The following is an 18003-nucleotide window of genomic DNA, read 5'->3' as shown; positions in this document are numbered from 1 at the left end:
CGGCGCCCCCGCCGGGCCTGGGCCGGGCGGGGGCGCCGTGCGGTGGAGGAGCGGCGTCAGCCGGTGTTGCGCAGGCCGGCGGCCACGCCGTTGACGGTGAGCAGGAGGGCCCGCGACAGCAGCGGGTCGACCTCCTCGCCCGACGCCGCCGCGTCCCGCTGCCGCTTGAGCAGCGTGACCTGGAGGTAGGAGATCGGGTCGAGGTACGCGTCACGGATCGCGAAGGTCTGCTTCAGCACCGGGTTTGCGTCCAGCAGCTCGGACTCCCCGGTGACCCGCAGCACCTCCGCCACCGTGAGCTCGTGCTCGGCCCGGATCACGTCGAAGACGTGCTTCAGCTCGTCCGGCACCAGCGTGTCGACGTACAGCGAGGCGATCCGCAGGTCCGTCTTGGCCAGCGTCATCTCCACGTTGGAGACGAAGTTCCGGAAGAAGTGCCACTCCTGGTGCATCTCCTCCAGGACCGTGTCCAGACCGGCCTCGCGCAGCGCCTTCAGACCGGAGCCGACGCCGAACCAGCCGGGGACGATCTGCCGGGACTGGGTCCAGCCGAACACCCACGGGATCGCCCGCAGCGAGTCCAGGCCGCCGCCCGCGTCGGGACGGCGCGAGGGCCGCGAGCCCAGGTGCAGGTCGGCCAGCTGGTCCACCGGGGTGGAGGCGAAGAAGTAGGCCGGCAGGTCCGGGTCCTCGACCAGCTTCCGGTACGCCACGTGCGCGGCGTCGGAGACGACCTCCATCGCCGCGTCCCAGCGGGCCAGCGCCTCCACCGACTGCCGCGGCGCGGTGTGCAGCGCGGACGCCTGGAGCGTCGCCGCCACCGTCAGCTCGAGGTTCTCCCGGGCCAGCGACGGCACCAGGTACTTGTCGGAGATGACCTCGCCCTGCTCGGTCACCTTGATCTCGCCCTCGAGCGTGCCCCACGGCTGCGCCAGGACCGCGTCGTGCGACGGGCCGCCGCCGCGGCCCACCGTGCCGCCCCGGCCGTGGAAGAGCCGCAGCCGCACCCCGTGCCGGTGCGCCACGTCGCGCAGCCGCCGCTGGGCGCGGTGGATCTCCCACTGGCTGGTGGTGATGCCGCCGAACTTCGAGGAGTCCGAGTAGCCCAGCATGACCTCCTGGACGTCGCCCCGCAGCGCCACCAGGCGCCGGTAGGACGGGTCGGAGAGCATGTCGTCGAGGATCGTGTCCGCGGCCTTCAGCTCGTCGGTGGTCTCCAGCAGCGGCACGATGCCGATCTTCGCCCAGCCGGCGTGCAGGTCCAGCAGCCCGGCCTCACGGGCCAGCACCGCCGCCGCGAAGACGTCGTCCGCGCCCTGGCACATCGAGATGATGTACGACTCGATGACCTCCGGGCCGAAGACGTCCAGGGCCCGCTTGACGGTGTCGAAGGTGCCCAGCGTCTTGGTGCCCGCCTTGTCCAGCGGGGCCGGGCTCGGCGCCAGCGGGCGGCGCGAGCGCAGTTCCTTGGCGAGCAGCCGCGACCGGTAGTCCCGCGGCATGTCCGTGTACCGCCAGGACTCCTCGCCGAGGCGGTCGAAGAGCTGGCCCAGCGCGTGGTGGTGGGCGTCGGCGTGCTCACGCACGTCCATGGTGGCGAGCTGGAGGCCGAACGCCGACAGCGTGCGGATCGTGCGGTCCATCCGGCCGTCCGCGAACAGCCCCGCCCGGTGCTCGCGCAGCGAGGTCTGGATCAGCACCAGGTCGGCCAGCAGCTGCGCGGTGCCCAGGTAGTCGCGGCCCGGCTCGTGCGCCGTGCCCTTGGCCAGCCGCTCCTTGGTGTTGAGCAGCTTCTGCCGGATGCAGGTCGCCTTCAGCCGGTACGGCTCCTCGGCGTTCAGCCGCTTGTAGCGCGGGCTGATCTCGTGCAGCAGCTCCAGGTCCCGCTTCAGCGACTCCAGCAGCTCGTCGGTGGCGCCGGTGTAGCGGATCGAGTTGGACAGGAAGCCGCGCAGGTCGTCGATGAGCTCCAGCGCGTCGTTGATGCCGTGCTCGTGCTGCAGGATCAGCACGTCCCAGGTCACCTGCGGGGTGACGTTCGGGTTGCCGTCCCGGTCACCGCCGATCCAGGTGCCGAAGGTCAGCGGCCGCGTCGCGTCCGGGAGTTCGACACCGATCCGCTCCAGCTCGGCGGTCAGGTCCTCCAGCACGTCGCCGACCGGGCCGGCGTGCAGCTCGTCCAGGTAGTAGATGGCGTTGCGCGCCTCGTCGGCCGGTTCCGGGCGCACCACGCGCAGCTCGTCCGTCTGCCACACCAGGTCGATGTTCTCGGCCAGCCGGGTGTCGTGGCGGCGCCGGTCCGCCTCGATGACCGGCGTCTCGAGCAGGTGCGCGATCCGCCGCAGCTTGTTCAGCACCGAGCGGCGGGCGGCTTCCGTCGGGTGCGCCGTGAACACCGGACGGATGTTGAGGTTGCTCACCGTCTCCCGCAGGTGGGCCGGGTCCGCGTCCTTCAGGCGGTCCGCCGTACGGGCCAGCTGACTGCCCTCCGCCGCCCGGCGCGCCCTCAGTTCGCGCCCCCGGTGCACCTGCTCGGTGACGTTCGCGAGGTGGAAGTAGGTGGAGAAGGCACGTACCAGCTTGGCGGCCGTCTCCAGCTCGGTGCCCCGGAGCAGCTCGGCAGCCGCCTCGCCGTCCTCCCGGGTCAGTCTGCGGACCTTCTCCACGAGTTCCAGCAGCTCAGGACCTTCCTGGCGGACCAGGGTCTGGCCCAGGAGATCACCCAGACGGCGGATGTCGCTCCGCAGTTCGCTGCTCGTGGTGGTGGTCCGGTCGTCGACACTGCTCACAGGTGCGGCTCCTTGCAACGGTGAAGCTCTGTCTGGCAGGGCACCCGGGCGCGCCACCCGTGCGGCCGTTCACGGCTTTTGGGGTCGGTTCGTCCGGGAAGAGACTGATTGAGGAGCGGACCGCGCTGTCCGACCGGTTCAAGGATAGGCAAGCGAGGGCACACGCGGGCGAGCGGCTCTTGCCGTGAGACGAGCCGCTGACATACTTACGTTGCCGTAGGTTACGGAACCGTAGGAAGCGCAACATCGCAGGACACCGCCACCTCGGCACTACTCATCAGTAGCTCTCCGCCGTTCTCAGCAGTTCTCACGCGTTCGAGGGATGCCCATGACGACCAGCTCCGAAGTGATCGACGAAGACTCGCGGCGCGCCTCGCCGCCACAGGACCTGCCCAAGGCCACCCTGGGTGGCGAGCAGAAGCGCTCGGTCGAACAGATCGCCCTGCTCCTCTTCATCGTCGTCCCGTTCGCGGCCCTGCTGGCGGCCGTGCCGCTGGCCTGGGGCTGGGGGGTGAGCTGGCTCGACCTGGGCCTGATGGTCTTCTTCTACTACTGGGGCTGCCACGGTGTGACGATCGGGTACCACCGGCACTTCACACACGGCTCCTTCAAGGCCAAGCGCCCGCTGAAGATCATGCTCGCCGTCATGGGCTCCATGGCCGTCGAAGGTCCCCTGGTCCGCTGGGTGGCCGACCACCGCCGCCACCACAAGTTCTCCGACGCCGAGGGCGACCCCCACTCGCCCTGGCGCTACGGCGAGACCGTCCCCGCCCTGGTCAAGGGCCTCTGGTGGGCCCACATCGGCTGGATGTTCGACGAGGAGCGCACCCCGCAGGAGAAGTACGCGCCCGACCTCATCAAGGACCCCGCGCTGCGCGCCATCTCCCGCCAGTTCATCGGCTGGACCGTGCTCTCGCTGGCGATCCCGCCGATCGTCGGCGGTCTGGTCACCATGTCCTGGTGGGGCGCCTTCACCGCGTTCTTCTGGGGATCACTCGTACGGGTGGCCCTGCTGCACCACGTGACGTGGTCCATCAACTCCATCTGCCACGCCACCGGCAAGCGCCCCTTCAAGTCACGGGACCGCTCCGGCAACGTCTGGTGGCTGGCCGTCCTCTCCTGCGGCGAGTCCTGGCACAACCTGCACCACGCCGACCCCACCTCCGCGCGCCACGGCGTGTTCAAGGGACAGCTCGACTCCTCCGCCCGCTTCATCCGCTGGTTCGAGCAGCTGGGCTGGGCCTACGACGTCCGCTGGCCCTCCGCGGAGCGCATCGACGCACGGCGTGATCCGGACGCCGAACGGTCCCGCCGGGCCCGCGCCACGGCCGACGCGGCATGATTGACATGTGGTGACCGACTCCAGCAGCCCCAGCGATTCCGAACGGCCCCGTGACGACACGCGGACCGAGAAGCCGCCCAGGCGTGCGCGCCGCACCCGGATGACGGGCGCGGAACGACGCCAGCAGCTGCTGGAGATCGGACGTACCCTCTTCGCCGCCAAGGGCTTCGAGGGGACCTCCGTGGAGGAGATCGCGGCGAAGGCCGGGGTCTCCAAGCCGGTGGTCTACGAGCACTTCGGCGGCAAGGAGGGCCTGTACGCGGTGGTCGTCGACCGCGAGATGCGGCGGCTGCTCGACATGGTCACCGGCTCCCTGACGGCCGGCCACCCGCGGGAGCTGTGCGAGCAGGCCGCGTTCGCGCTCCTCGACTACATCGAGGAGTACACGGACGGCTTCCGCATCCTGGTGCGGGACTCCCCCATCCCGCAGTCCACCGGATCCTTCGCCTCACTGATCTCCGACATCGCCACGCAGGTCGAGGACATCCTCGGCCGCGAGTTCAAGAGCCGGGGGTTCGACCCCAAGCTCGCGCCGCTGTACGCGCAGGCGCTGGTCGGGATGGTCGCCCTCACCGGGCAGTGGTGGCTCGACGTGCGCCGGCCGAAGAAGGCGGAGGTGGCCGCGCACCTGGTCAACCTCGCGTGGCACGGACTCGACGGGCTCGAGCAGAAGCCGAAGCTCATCGGCCACCGCAAGTCCTGACCGCCCGCCGCCCGTACGGCCGGCCCCGCGCCACCCCGGTCCCCCGCCGACACCGGCCCCGCACCGGTCCCGGTCCCCGCCGGTTCCGGCCCCGCGTCGGTGCCGGTTCCCCGCCGCGCGGGCGGGGCGGGCCGGGCCGCCCGTACGGCCGGCCCCGCGCCACCCCGGTCCCCCGCCGACACCGGCCCCACACCGGTCCCGGTCCCCGCCGGTACCGGCCCCGCGTCGGTGCCGGTTCCCCGCCGCGCGGGCGGGGCGGGCCGGGCGGGACCCTGCGGCGCACCCGGCGGGCCGCCCTCGTCAGCGGTCCCTTCCGGGGGCGACGGCCACGCAGAACAGCCGCCGGAAGGGCAGGACCGTGCCGTACGGCGCGCGCGGATACGCCTCACGCAACCGCGCCCCGTACTCGGCGACGAACGCGTCCCGCTCGGGCGGGTCGGCGGCGAGCGCCGCCAGCACCGGCCGCAGCCCCGTGCCGGACACCCAGTCGAGGACCGCGTCCTCGCCGGACAGCACGTGCAGGTACGTCGTCTCCCAGACGTCCACCGCGAACCCGCGCCGCGCGAACAGGTCCAGGTACGCCTCCGGCGCACTCACCGAGCCGGTCCCCCGCAGCACCCCCCGCAGCCGCTCCGCCCAGCGCGGACCGGCCGCCGTCTCCCGCATCAGCGCGTGCACCGGCGCGTCCAGGTTGTACGGCACCTGGAACGCCAGCACCCCGCCCGGCGGCAACGCCCGCGCCCACTCCGGCAGCGCCCGCGCGTGCCCGGGGACCCAGTGCAGCGCCGCGTTGGAGACGATCAGGTCGTACGCGCCGTCCGGCGTCCACCGGGTGAGGTCCGCGAAGGTGAAGGACAGGCTGCCGCCGCCCTCGGTCGGCCCGGCCAGCGCCGCCGCCCGCTCCAGCATCGCGGGAGAGTTGTCGTAGCCAGTGATCCGGGCGGCCGGCCACCGCCGCGCCAGCAGCCCGGCCGTCGCGTTCCCCGGACCGCAGCCCAGGTCCGCGACCCGCGGCGCCGCCACCGGCAGTGGGGGGACACGGGCCAGCAGGTCGGCGAACGGGCGGGCGCGGTCGTCCGCGTGCCGCAGGTACCGCTCGGCGTCCCAGTCCGTGCCCGCGCCCTTGCCCGCACCCGTGTCCATGTCCGCGTCCATGGCACCAGTGCACACGGAAAAATCTCTCGACGTCAAGAGACTTCACATCGACACAACCACTACACTGATCGTATGGAGGACGAGGTCGATCGGCTGGTCGCAGCGTGGCGCCGGGAGCGCCCGGACCTCGACGTGGAACCGCTCGAAGTACTCAGCCGGGTCAGCCGGCTCGCCCGCCACCTCGACCGCGCGCGCCGGCTCGCCTTCTCCGAGCACAACCTCGAACCCTGGGAGTTCGACGTGCTCACCGCCCTGCGCCGCGCCGGATCCCCCTACCAGCTCTCCCCCGGCCAGCTCCTCACCCAGACCCTGGTCACCTCCGGGACGATGACCAACCGCATCGACCGGCTCGCCAAGAAGAGCCTCGTCGAACGCCTCCCGGACCCCAGCGACCGCCGCGGCGTCCTCGTCCGCCTCACCGAGGAGGGCAAGAGCCGCGCAGACCAGGCCCTCGCCGGCCTCCTCGACCAGGAACGCGCCCTGCTCTCCGAGCTCTCCCGCGGCGAACGCGGCGAACTCGCCACCCTGCTACGCCGGCTGACCGCCCCGTTCGACAACATCCCCGGCTAGGTCCACCGGCCCCACCCCCGCCCGCCGCGCCAGCGCCACCGCCGCCAGCGTCGAATGCACGCCCAGCTTGCCCAGCACGTTCTGCATGTGCGTGCGCACCGTGTGCGGCGACAGGAACAACCGCTCCGCCACCGCCTTGCGACCCAGCCCCGCCACCATGCAGCGCAGCACCTCGCGCTCCCGCGGCGTCAGCGACTCCACCAGCCGCTCGCTCTCCGTACGGTGCCGCCGCGCCGCGGTCATCTCCCGCAGCACACCCGTCAGCAGCGCCGGCGGCAGATGCGTCTCGTCGCGCAGCACACCCCGCACCACGGTCAGCAGCCGCGACAGCGAGCAGTCCTTGGCCACCCACCCCGACGCGCCCGCCTGCAACGCCTGCGCGGCCCGACGGGGGTCGTCCTTCTCCGCCAGCACCACCGTCCGCACCCCGGGATGCGCCGTCCGGACGCCGGCCACCAGCGCGATGCCGTCCCCCGTCACCGCGGCCGCGCCCTCCGCCGGCGCCACGGCCGACGCACCGGACACCTGCGCCGGAAGCGAGAGACGGGCCGCCGCCGCGGACACCGGCACCTGACCCCCCGCGCCCAGATCCGCGTCCACCAGCAGCACGTCGAAACGCCGCCCGTCCACCGTCGCACGCTCCAGGGACCGCAACGCCGCCACCGCGCTGCCGGCCGCCGACACCTCCACGTCCGGCTCGGCCGCCAGGGCGGCGGCCAGCGACTCGGCGAAAATGCGGTGATCGTCGACGACCAGCACCCGAACGCGGACCATACGACCCACCCCGTCCCGTCTGCCTGCCCAGCTCTCCGGGCCCGAATATGCGGGGCACGCGCCTCGGCGCCGACGCCACGGACAACCCCGGCGCCGGCGCCAATGGCGAAGCGGACACGACGCCCGGCCCAAGCCCAGGCCGCCGGGCCCCGGAACGCGGAGCCACGCCCGGCGACCACGACCCGGCCGCCGCCGAGCCCGTCGCACGCACGCGCCTCCGACCACCGGATCCGGGCGCCGTACCCGACTGTCTCGCCCCCTGAAAGGCACCGGCCCCCACCGGTGCTGCTCATCAGAGTACGGGCGGCGGCCTACCCGGGAAGCGGATTCGCCGAACTGGGGGGAGCGGCGCCATCCCCCGGGGCGCACGGGCCCCTCACCACACCCCCGCCCTCGTCCCCCACGCCGCCCCGGGCGCCACCCGCGCCCGGACGGTCAGGAGTTGTACGCCCCCTGCGCCCGCTCCAGCCCCTCCAGCACCAGCGACTCCACCGCGTCCGCCGCACGGTCCACGAAGAAGTCCAGCTCCTTGCGCTCCGCCGAGGAGAAGTCCTTCAGCACGAAGTCCGCCACCGGCATCCGGCCCGGCGGACGCCCGATCCCGAACCGCACCCGGTGGTACTCCGGCCCCATCGCCTTGGTGATCGACTTCAGCCCGTTGTGGCCGTTGTCGCCACCGCCCAGCTTCAGCCGCAGCGTCCCGTGGTCGATGTCCAGCTCGTCGTGGACCGCGACCACGTGCGCCGTCGGCACCTTGTAGAAGTCCCGCAGCGCGTTCACCGGCCCACCGGACAGGTTCATGAACGACATCGGTTTCACCAGCACGACCCGGCGCGACAGCGGCCCCGGCGGACCCACCCGGCCCTCCACCACCTGGGCCTGCGCCTTCCCCGCGCGCTTGAACCGGCCGCCCATCCGATCCGCCAGCAGGTCCGCCACCATGAAGCCGACGTTGTGCCGGTTCATCGCGTACTCCGGCCCCGGATTGCCGAGACCCACCACCAGCCACGGGGCATTCGCGTCTGTGGACACCACGTCACTCTCCCTGGAAACGCCTCACCGAACAGCAAACACCACCGGCCGCCGCCCCCCAGGGGAGCGGCGGCCGGTGACACGACTACGCGAGGACTCAGCCCTCGTCGACGACGTCGCCCTCGGGAGCGGCGGCCTCGCCGGCCTCCTCCTCGGACGCCTCGACCTGCGGCGCGACGACGGACAGCACGACGGCGTCCTCGTCACCGGCGAGCGAGACGCCCTTCGGCAGCTTGACGTCCTTCGCCAGAATGCTGACACCCGACTCCAGGCCCTCGACCGAGACGGTCACGGACTCGGGGATGTGGGTGGCCTCGGCCTCGACCGACAGGGCGGCCTGGACCAGCTCGACCAGACCGGCACCCGGGGCCAGCTCGCCCTCGGTGACGACCGGGACCTCGACGGAGACCTTCTCGCCCCGCTTGACCAGCAGCAGGTCGACGTGCTCCAGGAAGCCCTTCAGCGGGTCGCGCTGCACGGCCTTCGGGATCGCCAGCTCGTCGGCCTTGCCGTCGACCGACAGGGAGATCAGAACGTTCGGCGTACGCAGCGCCAGCAGCAGCTCGTGACCCGGCAGGGTCAGGTGCTTCGGGTCCGTGCCGTGGCCGTACAGGACGACCGGCACCTTGTTGTCGCGGCGGATGCGACGGGCCGCACCCTTGCCGAACTCGGTGCGGGTCTCAGCGGCGAGCTTCACCTCGGACATGGCTCACACTCCTCGTAGTGGTACGTGAAAACGGTCGGGGTCGGTCACCCGGCCAAACAACGGCCTGCTACGAAGAGCGCGTCGATAACGGACCGCCGTACACGAAGTACGGCCTCCCTCGCCGAGCAACTCCATGAGTCTACTCGGCCGGGGAGGCCGCACAAAAACGATCTAGCAGAGACCGGACGGAAGCCCGCTCACCGAACCTCGGATCACTGCTCGTCGAACAGGCTCGTCACCGAACCGTCCTGGAACACCTCACGCACCGCCGAGGCGATCGTCGGCGCGATCGACAGCACCGTGATCTTGTCCAGCTCCAGCTCACCCGGCGTCGGCAGCGTGTTGGTCAGCACGAACTCGCTCACCCGCGAGTTCTTCAGCCGGTCCGCCGCCGGACCCGACAGCACACCGTGCGTCGCCGTCACGATCACGTCCGCCGCACCGTGCGCGAACAGGGCGTCGGCCGCCGCGCAGATCGTGCCCGCGGTGTCGATCATGTCGTCGACCAGGACGCACACCCGGTCCTTGACCTCGCCCACGACCTCGTGGACCGTCACCTGGTTCGCCACGTCCTTGTCGCGCCGCTTGTGCACGATCGCCAGCGGAGCGCCCAGACGGTCGCACCAGCGGTCCGCCACCCGCACCCGGCCGGCGTCCGGCGAGACCACCGTCAGCTTGTCCCGGTCCACCTTCGCGCCCACGTAGTCCGCCAGCAGCGGCAGCGCGAACAGGTGGTCCACCGGACCGTCGAAGAAGCCCTGGATCTGGTCCGTGTGCAGGTCCACGGTGAGGATCCGGTCCGCACCCGCCGTCTTCATCAGGTCCGCGATCAGACGGGCCGAGATCGGCTCACGGCCACGGTGCTTCTTGTCCTGACGCGCGTAACCGTAGAACGGCACGATCACCGTGATCGACCGGGCCGACGCGCGCTTCAGCGCGTCGATCATGATCAGCTGCTCCATGACCCACTTGTTGATGGGGGCCGTGTGGCTCTGCATCAGGAAGCAGTCCGCGCCACGCGCCGACTCCTGGTAGCGAACGTAGATCTCACCGTTCGCGAAGTCGAAGGCCTTGGTCGGCACGACCTCGACGCCCAGCTGGTGCGCCACCTCCTCGGCAAGCTCGGGGTGGGCGCGGCCGGAGAAGAACATCATCTTCTTCTGGCCGGTCGTCTTGATCCCGGTCACAGCACTGTCTCCTCAGAGGGTGTGGTCTCGCAGCGGGCGGAGCAGGGGAGATCGCCGGACGGCGCCTGCCCGCCCGGCTGGGGGGTGGTGCGGTTTCTGCACTTATCACGGTACGCCCGATCAGACGGGCGTGAACACGCTCAGCCTTCGCCGTCCACCGGCCGGGACGCCTCCTCGGCGGCCTTCGCCGCGGCGCTCCCCGGACGCTTCCGAGCCACCCAACCCCCGATATTCCGCTGCTGGGAGCGGGCCACGGCCAGAGCACCGGGCGGCACCGGCTGGGTCACCACCGACCCCGCCGCGGTGTACGCGCCGTCCCCGACAGTGACAGGAGCCACAAACATGTTGTCCGCACCGGTACGACAGTGCGACCCGATCGTTGTGTGGTGCTTCTCCTGGCCGTCGTAGTTCACGAACACGCTGGCCGCGCCGATGTTCGTGTGGTCGCCGATCGTGGCGTCGCCCACATAGGTCAGGTGCGGCACCTTGGTGCCCTCGCCGATCTCCGCCTTCTTCGTCTCGACGTACGTACCGATCTTCGACCGCAGACCCAGCCGCGTCCCCGGCCGCAGATACGCGAACGGCCCCACGGACGCCTCCGGACCCACGATCGCGCCGTCCGACACCGTGTTGTCCAGCCGCGCGCCCGGACCCACCTCCGTGTCGTGCAGGCGGCTGTTCGGACCCACCTCGGCGCCCTCGCCGATGTGCGTCGAACCCGTCAGCTGCGTGTTCGGGTGCACCAGCGCGTCCTGACCGAACGTCACCGTCACGTCCAGGTAGGTCGACGCCGGGTCCACCACCGTCACGCCGGACAGCATCGCCCGCTCCAGCAGCCGCTCGTTCAGGGAGCGACGGGCCTCGGCGAGCTGCACCCGGTTGTTGATGCCGGCGATCTCCCGGTGATCCTCCGCCACACTCGCCCCCACCCGGTGGCCGTCGGCGCGGAGGATGCCGAGGACGTCCGTCAGGTACTCCTCGCCCTGGCTGTTGTCCGTGCGCAGCCGGCCCAGCGCGTCGGCCAGCAGGCGGCCGTCGAACGCGAACACACCGGAGTTGATCTCGCGGATCGCGCGCTGCGCGTCGGAGGCGTCCTTGTGCTCCACGATCGCGGTCACCGCGCCCTGCTCGTCGCGGACGATCCGGCCGTAGCCGGTGGCGTCCGGGACCTCGGCGGTCAGCACCGTCACCGCGTTGCCGTCGGCGGCGTGCGTCTCCGCGAGCGCGCGGAGCGTCTCGCCGCGCAGCAGCGGGGTGTCGCCGCACACCACGACCACGGTGCCGTCCACGGCGCCGAGCTCGTTCAGCGCGATGCGGACCGCGTGGCCGGTGCCGTTCTGCTCCTCCTGCACGGCGGTGCGCACGGCGGGGTCGGTCTCGCCCAGGTGGGCCGTCACCTTCTCGCGGGCGTGGCCCACCACGGCCACCAGGTGCTCCGGCTCCAGCTCACGGGAGGCCGCGAGCACGTGCCCCACCAGGGAGCGTCCGCAGAGCGTGTGCAGGACCTTGGGAGTGGCGGACCTCATACGGGTGCCCTCACCCGCTGCGAGAACGACGACGGCGGCCGGGCGGTTGGCGCTCACGGTGGTGCCCTTCGGCTGTGTTACGAGTGGGACCCTCGCAGGATACCGGGGGGTCGGTGAGCGGCACATGCGAACGGGCCCCGACCGCGTATGCGGTCCGGGCCGGTCAGGAGTGCTCACATTGTTCGGCTCCCCCGCCAGGACTCGAACCTGAACAGCTAGAACCAAAATCTAGAGTGCTGCCAATTACACCACGGGGGAATGCTTTGTCAACCCAGGTGAGCTGAGTCATGCGCTGACGCTGCGGCCTCTACTATGCCGCACCAAGCCCCTTCGATGCGACGGTACAAGTCGGCTGCCTGAAGCACATATACGGCGAGGCAGCCTCGGTAGTTCTCGCCGGTGTTCCTCCGAGTGGTCTTCGGGTTGTGTCTCTTCAAGGTGGTTCTGTAGAAGGCGGACGCGTCGGCGCCTGTCAGTTCGGCCCAGTACTCCTCTGCGGCTCGCGCATCGGCTCCTTGGTGAATCATCACGGCAAAACGCAGGCGTCCGAAGGGGGCGCCCACCAGGCGGAGCCAGGCGAGGTAGGTCCGGATCACGCCCGGGTCGCTGTTGACGAAGACGACCCGTTCGCGGCGGGCGTACGGCTTGTCCTTCGACCCCTCGGCCCAGTAGAGGGCGACTCCGGCGATGAAGAGTTCGCGCTCGGACAGCGCTCCGATCTCACGCCGGGCCGCCCCCTTGGTCTGCTGTCGTTCTGCCTCGCGGGTCTGCAGCCGGGCCTCCCAGGCCCGCTTCCCGATCTCGGACGCCTCCTCGCGGGTGCGACGTTTCCGCTCCGGCCTCGGCAGGTCCCGGGCCCAGAGGGACACCGAACTCTTGGAGCAGCCCAGTTCCGCCGTGATCCGGTCGTAGGTCCAGCCCTGGCGGCGGAGCTCGCGGGCGCGTTCGCGGAGGTCGTCCTTGGCCCGGGGGCGCCTGGTCCACTCCGGCGGAGGCTCGCCCGCCAGGAGGGGCCGGAGGGTCCAGTTGTCGATGCCCAGCTCCTCGCGGATCCGCCGGGTGCTGAGTCCTTGCCGCCGGAGGGCGACGGCCTGTTGCCGGAGGTGGTCGGATCCGGCGTCGCGCTGTTCCATGTGCTCACTCTGCGCGGGCGGCCGGCGTTTTGGGGCGGAAATCTGAGCGATTCACCAGTTCGAGCGCTTTTACATCGAGTTCGATGGCCATGTATCGATATGTCCACTCGCAAACCCGCAGGAACGTCCCTGGATGCCTTCCGTAGGCTTGGCGCATGACCACGACGGGGGAAGAGCGACGGGCGGCGGTGGAGCGGGCCGGGCCCGGTGACGGGTGGTGGCCACGCCGGCGGTCGGTGGTGCTGGACGTCTCGCTGGCGGTGGCGTCGGCCACGGAGTGCGCGGTGGAGGGCGTGGGGTTCGCCCGCGACGCCGGGCTGCCGATGGCCGTGGGCGTGGTGTTCGGCGTGCTGGTGGGCTCCGTGCTGGGGTTCCGCCGGCGGTGGCCGGTGGCGGTCGCCCTGGTGGGGGTGGCGATCACCCCGGCGGTGATGGGCTTCCTGCTGGCGGTGGTCGGCCTCTACACGGTCGCCTCCTCGGACCTGCCGCGACGGCTGATCGGCGCGCTGGCCGGGATGTCCCTGGCGGGCGTGCTGGTGGTGGCGCTGGTGCGGATGGAGCCCGAGGTGGAGGGCTGGTTCCGGTGGTTCGCCGCGGTCAGCACCGCGCTGGGGCACACGGCGCCGGCCGTGCTGCTGGGCCTGTACGTGGGTGCGCGGCGGCGGCTGATGGAGTCGCTGCGGGAGCGCGCGGACAGTCTGGAGCGGGAGCTGCAACTGCTGGCGGAGCGGGCCGAGGAGCGGGCCGAGTGGGCGCGCAACGAGGAGCGCCGGCGCATCGCGCGGGAGATGCACGACGTGGTGGCGCACCGGGTGAGCCTGATGGTGGTGCACGCGGCGGCGCTCCAGGCGGTGGCGTTGAAGGACCCGGAGAAGGCGGTGCGGAACGCGGCGCTGGTGGGGGACATGGGCCGGCAGGCGCTGACGGAGCTGCGGGAGATGCTGGGCGTGCTGCGGACCACCCCGGCGGCCGGTGCGGCGCCGGTGTCCGCCTCCGCCTCGACCTCCGCCTCCGCCTCCGCCCGGGCGGCGGGTTCGCCGCGGATGCCGGAGCAGCGGGCGGCGGCCGAAGGGGCGGGCGCGGCGGAGGCCGCGGAGGGGCCCGCGCGGCTGGCGGCGCTGGGTGAGCTGATCGGGCAGTCACGGGCGGCGGGGGTGGCCGTGGAGTTCCTCGAGGAGGGGGAGTCGCCGGGGTATCCGCCGGTGGTGGAGCGGACGGCGTTCCGGGTGGTGCAGGAGGCGTTGACCAACGTGCACAAGCACGCGGCGGGGGCGCGGACGCGGGTGCGGGTGGCTCACCGGGAGGGTGAGGTGGCGATGCAGGTGGAGAACGAGCGGCCGGTGGGGGTGCCGGGGGCGGAGGCGGGTCTTCCGTCGGGCGGCAACGGTCTGGTGGGGATGCGGGAGCGGGTGACCTCGCTGGGCGGGGCGTTCGTGGCGGGCCCCACGGACCTGGGCGGTTTCCGTGTCTCCGCGGTGATCCCGGCCCCACCGCCGGCCGCCCCCACCGCCCCTGCCCCCTGACCGCACACCACCGCACGAACCCCACCACCCCCACGAGCCCCACGAGCCCCACCGCCGAGCAAGCCGCACCGCCGCACGGGCCCCGTCGCACGGCCCGGGACGCGCGGGGCGGCACGGCCCGGGACGCGTGGGGTCAGCGGAGGCGGAGGGCGCCCTGGGAGGGGATGGCGGCGAAGACGCGCGGGGGCTGGTAGCCGGCCTTGGCGAAGGCGGCCTCGACCGCGGCGGTGACCGCGTCCGCCGCGTCGTCGTCGACGAGCACGATGGCGGAGCCGCCGAAGCCGCCGCCGGTCATCCGCGCTCCGAGGGCGCCGGCCGACAGCGCCGCGTCGACCACCGCGTCGAGTTCGGGTGCCGAGACCCGGAAGTCGTCGCGCAGCGAGGCGTGGCCCTCGGTGAGGACGGGGCCGATGGCCCGGGTGTCCCCGGCGGACAGGAGCCCCACGACGCGCTCGACCCGCTCGTCCTCGGTGACGACGTGCCGGACCAGCCGCCGGATCTCCTCGTCGTCGATGCGCGCGAGCGCCTCGTCCAGGTCCGCGTAGGGGATGTCCCGCAGCGCCCGCACGCCGAGGAGTTCGGCGCCGCGTTCGCAGCCGGCCCGGCGCTTGCCGTACTCGCCGCCGCTGTGGGAGTGCTTGACCTGGGTGTCGACGACGAGCAGCCGCATGCCCTCGGCGGCGAGGTCGAAGGGGATCTGGCGCCTGGTGCCGTCGCGGGTGTCGAGGAAGAGGGCGTGTCCGGCCTCGCAGCAGGCGGAGGCGGTCTGGTCCATGATCCCGGTGGGCGCGCCGACGTACTCGTTCTCGGCGCGCTGGCAGAGCCGGGCGAGGAGCGCCCGGTCGAGGCCGAGGCCGAAGAGGTCGTCGAGGGCGAGCGCGATGACGACCTCGAGGGCGGCGGAGGAGGAGAGCCCGGCTCCGCTGGGGACGGTGGAGGCGAGGTGGACGTCGGCCCCGGTGACCCGGTGGCCGGCGTCGTCCAGGGCCCAGACGACGCCCGCCGGGTAGGCGGTCCACCGCTTGTCGGAGCCGGGGAGGAGTTCGTCGACCCGGCGCTCGACGACGCCGCCCGGGACGTCGGCGGAGGAGAGGCGCAGGACGCCGTCCTCGCGTGGTGAGACCGCGGCGACGGCGACGTGGGGCAGGGCGAAGGGCATGACGAAGCCGTCGTTGTAGTCGGTGTGCTCACCGATGAGGTTGACGCGGCCCGGGGCGGCCCAGACGCCGGCCGGTGCGGCGCCGTACAGCTCGGCGAACCGGCGGGCGACGGCCTCGGCGGCGGCCTCGGGGGCCTCGACGGCCTCGGTCATGTTCGGTGGCCCTTCCGTGCGGCGGAGTACGAGGGGGACGACGGGGGGAAGACAGCGGAGGGAAGACGGCGGAGGGAAGACGGCGGACGCCGGGTGCTCACGCGCGGCGGCGGGCGAAGTCCCAGGCGTCGGTGACGATGGTGGTGAGGTCGGCGCGGCGCGGACTCCAGCCGAGCCGGTCGCGGGCGGTCGCGGCGGAGGCGACCAGGACGGCGGGGTCGCCGCCGCGGCGCTCGGCGACCTGGGCGGGGATCGGGTGGCCGGTGACCTGGCGGACGGTGTCGATGACCTGGCGGACGGAGAATCCGCTGCCGTTGCCGAGGTTGCAGATGAGGTGTTCGCCCGGGGTGGCGGCGTCCAGGGCGAGCAGGTGGGCGTCGGCGAGGTCGGCGACGTGGATGTAGTCGCGGATGCAGGTGCCGTCGGGGGTGGGGTAGTCGTCGCCGTAGACGGAGATGTGGTCGCGGCGGCCGAGGGCGACCTGGAGGATCAGCGGGATCAGGTGCGACTCGGGGTCGTGGCGTTCGCCGCGGTCCCCGTAGGCGCCGGCGACGTTGAAGTAGCGGAGGCTGACGGCGGCGAGGCCGTGGGCGTTCGCCTCGCTGGTGATCATGTGGTCGACGGCGAGTTTGGTGGCGCCGTAGGGGTTGGTGGGTGCGGTGCGGGCGGTCTCGGGGATGGGGACCGTCTCCGGTTCGCCGTAGGTGGCGGCGGTGGAGGAGAAGACCAGCTTGCGCACGCCCGCCTCGCGCATGGCGGTGAGCAGGGCGAGGGAGCCGCCGACGTTGTTCTCCCAGTACTTCTCGGGCCTGACGACGGATTCGCCGACCTGGGAGGAGGCGGCGAAGTGGAGGACGGCGTCGAAGGAGGCGTCGAGGTGGCGGCCGGCCTCGCGCAGGTCGGCCCGGACGAATTCCGCGCCCTCGGGGACGCCTTCGCGGAAGCCGGTGGACAGGTCGTCGAGGACGACGACCTGGTGTCCGGCCTCCAGCAGGTGCTGGGCGACGACGCTGCCGATGTAGCCGGCGCCGCCGGTGACCAGGTACTTGGCGCTCACGCGCTCGCCACCTCCCGAAGTCGTCGTGCCGCCGCCTCCGGCGGCACGTCGTTGATGAAGACTCCCATCCCGGACTCCGAGCCGGCGAGGAACTTGAGCTTGCCGGAGGTCCTGCGGATGGTGAACAGCTCGAGGTGGAGGGCGAAGTCGTCGCGCGTCACCCCTTCGTACGCGTCCAATCCGCTGAACGGCGCCTGGTGCCAGGCGGCGATGTAGGGGGTGGGCGGCTCGTCGGGGCCGAAGATGCGGTCGAAGCGGCGCAGCAGTTCGAGGTAGAGGCGGGGGAACTCGGCGCGCTGGGCCTCGTCGAGGGCGGTCAGGTCGGGGACGCGGCGGCGGGGGTAGAGGTGGACCTCGTAGGGCCAGTGGGCGGCGTAGGGGACGAAGGCGACCCAGTGTTCACCCTCGAGGACCAGTCGTTCGCCGGTGGACTCGCGCGTGACGATCTCGTCGAAGAGATTGGCCTCGGGGTCCTCGCCGCGTCGCGCTGCCAGGGACTGGAACATCCGTGCGGTACGGGGGGTGACGAAGGGGTAGGCGTAGATCTGCCCGTGGGGGTGACCGAGGGTCACGCCGATTTCCTGGCCCCGGTTCTCGAAGGGGAAGACCTGGACGACGGAGGAGAGTTGCGAGAGTTCGGCGGTCCGGTCGGTCCAGGCGTCGAGGACGAGCCTGGCCTGCTCCTCGGTGAGCGAGGAGAAGGAGGCGTCGTGGTCCTCGGTGAAGCAGACGACCTCGCAGCGGCCGGAGTCGCCGGCGAGGGAGGGGAAGCGGTTCTCGAAGACCACCACGTCGTAGGTGCTGTCGGGGATCTCACTGAGCCGGTCGCCGTGGGTGGGGCAGAGCGGGCACTGGTCGGCCGGCGGGTGGTAGGTGCGGCCCTGCCGGTGCGAGGCGACGGCGATGTCGTCGCCCTGGAGGACGTCGTGGCGTACCTCGGAGCTGGTGACGGTGGCGTCCAGGGGTCGCCTGTCGACCGCTTCGCGCGGGGTGTCGCGCAGGTCGTAGTAGATGAGCTCGCGCCCGTCGGCAAGCCGGGTCGAAGTCTTCCTCACCGTGTCTTCCTCACCGTGGACCGCCTCCCGCCGCACCGCCCGGCTCCCTCGGATGTCCCGCCCGGATGCGCGATGCCTCGAACAGAAGTCAACATAACAGACCACAATAAAACGCGACCCGACCACGGATGTCACAATC

Annotated in this window: 15 protein-coding genes and 1 tRNA gene; 4 read left to right on the top strand and 12 right to left on the bottom strand. The window is 72.0% G+C overall.

The features are described from left to right. Positions 1-56 precede the first annotated feature (56 nt). Positions 57-2789 (bottom strand): phosphoenolpyruvate carboxylase, encoded by a 2733-nt coding sequence (gene ppc / locus GBN72_RS26785; protein WP_151774469.1) that lies wholly within the window; start codon positions 2787-2789, stop codon positions 57-59. A 328-nt stretch (positions 2790-3117) separates the two neighbouring features. Here ppc and GBN72_RS26780 point away from each other — a divergent pair, with 328 nt between their 5' ends. Continuing rightward, on the top strand, positions 3118-4131 hold the full coding sequence (locus tag GBN72_RS26780; RefSeq protein WP_151774468.1) for an acyl-CoA desaturase: 1014 nt from the start codon (positions 3118-3120) through the stop codon (positions 4129-4131). A gap of 7 nt (positions 4132-4138) precedes the next feature. Then, on the top strand, positions 4139-4834 hold the full coding sequence (locus tag GBN72_RS26775) for a TetR/AcrR family transcriptional regulator (protein WP_151774467.1): 696 nt from the start codon (positions 4139-4141) through the stop codon (positions 4832-4834). A gap of 300 nt (positions 4835-5134) precedes the next feature. Here GBN72_RS26775 and GBN72_RS26770 read toward each other — a convergent pair whose 3' ends face one another. After that, positions 5135-5989 carry a trans-aconitate 2-methyltransferase gene (locus GBN72_RS26770; protein ID WP_246212929.1) on the bottom strand — a complete coding sequence of 285 codons (855 nt, stop codon included), beginning with the start codon at positions 5987-5989 and terminating at the stop codon, positions 5135-5137. 72 nt (positions 5990-6061) lie between these two features. On the opposite strand from GBN72_RS26770, the gene GBN72_RS26765 reads away from it, so the two are divergent. Further along, positions 6062-6559, top strand: a complete 498-nt coding sequence (locus GBN72_RS26765) for a MarR family winged helix-turn-helix transcriptional regulator (protein WP_151774466.1) — start codon at positions 6062-6064, stop codon at positions 6557-6559. On the opposite strand, the gene GBN72_RS26760 is transcribed toward GBN72_RS26765, so the two are convergent. The 7 genes from GBN72_RS26760 to GBN72_RS26730 form a co-directional block, all read right to left on the bottom strand. After that, on the bottom strand, positions 6518-7333 hold the full coding sequence (locus GBN72_RS26760) for a LuxR C-terminal-related transcriptional regulator (protein ID WP_151774465.1): 816 nt from the start codon (positions 7331-7333) through the stop codon (positions 6518-6520). The genes GBN72_RS26765 and GBN72_RS26760 overlap by 42 nt on opposite strands. 435 nt (positions 7334-7768) lie before the next feature. Then, the gene (gene pth, locus GBN72_RS26755; protein ID WP_151774599.1) at positions 7769-8365 is read right to left on the bottom strand and encodes an aminoacyl-tRNA hydrolase; all 597 of its coding nucleotides are present in this window, start codon (positions 8363-8365) and stop codon (positions 7769-7771) included. A 97-nt stretch (positions 8366-8462) separates the two neighbouring features. Next, complete coding sequence (locus tag GBN72_RS26750; protein WP_151774464.1) at positions 8463-9071, bottom strand: 50S ribosomal protein L25/general stress protein Ctc; 609 nt, start codon at positions 9069-9071, stop codon at positions 8463-8465. Positions 9072-9283: 212 nt separating this feature from the next. Continuing rightward, complete coding sequence (locus tag GBN72_RS26745; protein ID WP_108951652.1) at positions 9284-10258, bottom strand: ribose-phosphate diphosphokinase; 975 nt, start codon at positions 10256-10258, stop codon at positions 9284-9286. Between the two features lie 140 nt (positions 10259-10398). Beyond that, positions 10399-11841 (bottom strand): bifunctional UDP-N-acetylglucosamine diphosphorylase/glucosamine-1-phosphate N-acetyltransferase GlmU, encoded by a 1443-nt coding sequence (glmU, locus tag GBN72_RS26740; RefSeq protein ID WP_151774463.1) that lies wholly within the window; start codon positions 11839-11841, stop codon positions 10399-10401. 129 nt (positions 11842-11970) lie between these two features. Beyond that, positions 11971-12042, bottom strand: a tRNA-Gln gene (locus GBN72_RS26735). 8 nt (positions 12043-12050) lie between these two features. Next, complete coding sequence (locus GBN72_RS26730; RefSeq protein WP_151774462.1) at positions 12051-12917, bottom strand: terminase gpP N-terminus-related DNA-binding protein; 867 nt, start codon at positions 12915-12917, stop codon at positions 12051-12053. Positions 12918-13072: 155 nt separating this feature from the next. Here GBN72_RS26730 and GBN72_RS26725 point away from each other — a divergent pair, with 155 nt between their 5' ends. Beyond that, a complete protein-coding gene (locus GBN72_RS26725; protein WP_151774461.1) occupies positions 13073-14440 on the top strand; it encodes a sensor histidine kinase in 1368 nt (455 codons plus the stop codon). A gap of 133 nt (positions 14441-14573) precedes the next feature. Here GBN72_RS26725 and galK read toward each other — a convergent pair whose 3' ends face one another. The 3 genes from galK to galT form a co-directional block, all read right to left on the bottom strand. After that, complete coding sequence (galK, locus tag GBN72_RS26720; protein WP_151774460.1) at positions 14574-15752, bottom strand: galactokinase; 1179 nt, start codon at positions 15750-15752, stop codon at positions 14574-14576. A gap of 97 nt (positions 15753-15849) precedes the next feature. Then, positions 15850-16809 (bottom strand): UDP-glucose 4-epimerase GalE, encoded by a 960-nt coding sequence (galE, locus tag GBN72_RS26715; RefSeq protein WP_151774459.1) that lies wholly within the window; start codon positions 16807-16809, stop codon positions 15850-15852. Then, positions 16806-17864, bottom strand: coding sequence for a galactose-1-phosphate uridylyltransferase (gene galT / locus GBN72_RS26710; protein WP_151774458.1), 1059 nt, complete (start codon positions 17862-17864; stop codon positions 16806-16808). Before galT ends, galE begins: the two co-directional genes overlap by 4 nt. Positions 17865-18003: the final 139 nt, after the last annotated feature.

The organism is Streptomyces abyssomicinicus (assembly GCF_008974245.1).
GTDB lineage: Bacteria > Actinomycetota > Actinomycetes > Streptomycetales > Streptomycetaceae > Streptomyces > Streptomyces abyssomicinicus.
This window is presented reverse-complemented; position numbering and strand designations above follow the sequence as displayed.